Here is a 1,382-nt window from a genome sequence, read left to right as displayed (position 1 = left end):
TCGATCAAGGTCTGATCGAAGGTCAGCGTCACGCCCTGGCTGGCGGCGTTGCGGGCCACACGATCGAGCTGCAGGCCGACGATATGGCGGATCTCCTCCTTGCCCAGCGCATGGAAGACGATGATCTCGTCGATGCGGTTGAGGAACTCGGGGCGGAAGTGTCCGCGCAGCACGTCCATCACCTCGCCCTTGGTCTTCTCGTATTCCTCGCCGGCGGCGCCACGGGCCTTCAGCCGACGCTGGATGATGTCCGAGCCCAAGTTCGAGGTGGCGATGATGATGGTATTGGTGAAATCCACCACCCGGCCCTTGCCGTCGGTGAGCCGCCCGTCGTCGAACACCTGCAGCAGGATGTTGTAGACGTCGGGGTGAGCCTTCTCGATCTCGTCCAGCAGCAACACGCTGTAGGGTTTGCGCCGCACCTTCTCGGTGAGCTGGCCACCCTCGTCGTAGCCGACGTAACCCGGAGGCGCCCCCACCAGGCGTGCCACGGTATGGCGTTCCCCGTACTCGGACATGTCGATGCGCAGCAGCGCACCTTCATCGCCATAGATGGACTCGGCCAGCGCCTTGGCGAGCTCGGTCTTGCCCACGCCGGTCGGCCCGAGGAACAGAAAAGTCGCCACCGGCTTGCCGCCTTCGCGCAGGCCCGCCCGCGACAGCCGCACGGCATCGGCCACCGCGCGCACCGCTTCGTCCTGGCCCACCAGGCGCTCGTGCAGCCGCTGCTCCAGATGCAGCAGCTTCTCGCGCTCTTCCACCGTCAGCTCGTTGACCGGAATGCCGGTCAGGCGCGAGACGATCTGCGCGACATGCTCGGCCTTGACTTCGGCGCTGCCCGAGGCGCGCTCGCGCTCCCAATCTTCGATGAGCTTCTTGAGTTCGGCCTCTTTTGCCTCGATGCGCTTGCCCAGCTCGGCGGCCTTGTCGTACTGCTTGCGCGAGGCCATGTAGTCCTGCTCACGCCGCAACTGGTGCAGTTCGGACTCCAGCTCTTGTACGGCCACTGGGCGAGCCGTGGCCGACAGCTTCACGCGTGCGGCCGCCTGGTCAAGCAGGTCGATGGCCTTGTCAGGCAAAAAGCGCGCGGTGATGTAGCGGTCCGACAACTCGGCGGCGGCGATGATCGCATCCTCGGTGATGCTGACCTTGTGGTGCGCCTCGAAGGTGTCGCGCAGGCCGCGCAGGATCATCATGGTCTGCGCTACCGTCGGCTCGGGCACCATCACCGGCTGGAAACGACGCTCCAGCGCGGCGTCCTTCTCGATGTACTTCTGATACTCGTTGAGCGTGGTGGCGCCGATCAGGTTCAGCTCGCCGCGCGCCATCATCGGCTTGAACACGTTGGCCACGTCCAGCCCGCCTTCGCCGCCACCCTGGCC

General features: G+C 65.6%; 1 protein-coding gene. It reads right to left on the bottom strand.

The annotated features are described in order from the left end of the window. The coding region (locus FJD38_RS24385) for an AAA family ATPase (RefSeq protein ID WP_048377751.1) at positions 1-1,382 on the bottom strand (1,382 nt) is incomplete at both ends.

Origin of the sequence: Pseudomonas saxonica (genome assembly GCF_007858365.1) — a bacterium.
In the GTDB taxonomy this organism is placed as follows: Bacteria; Pseudomonadota; Gammaproteobacteria; order Pseudomonadales; family Pseudomonadaceae; genus Aquipseudomonas; species Aquipseudomonas saxonica.
This window is presented reverse-complemented; position numbering and strand designations above follow the sequence as displayed.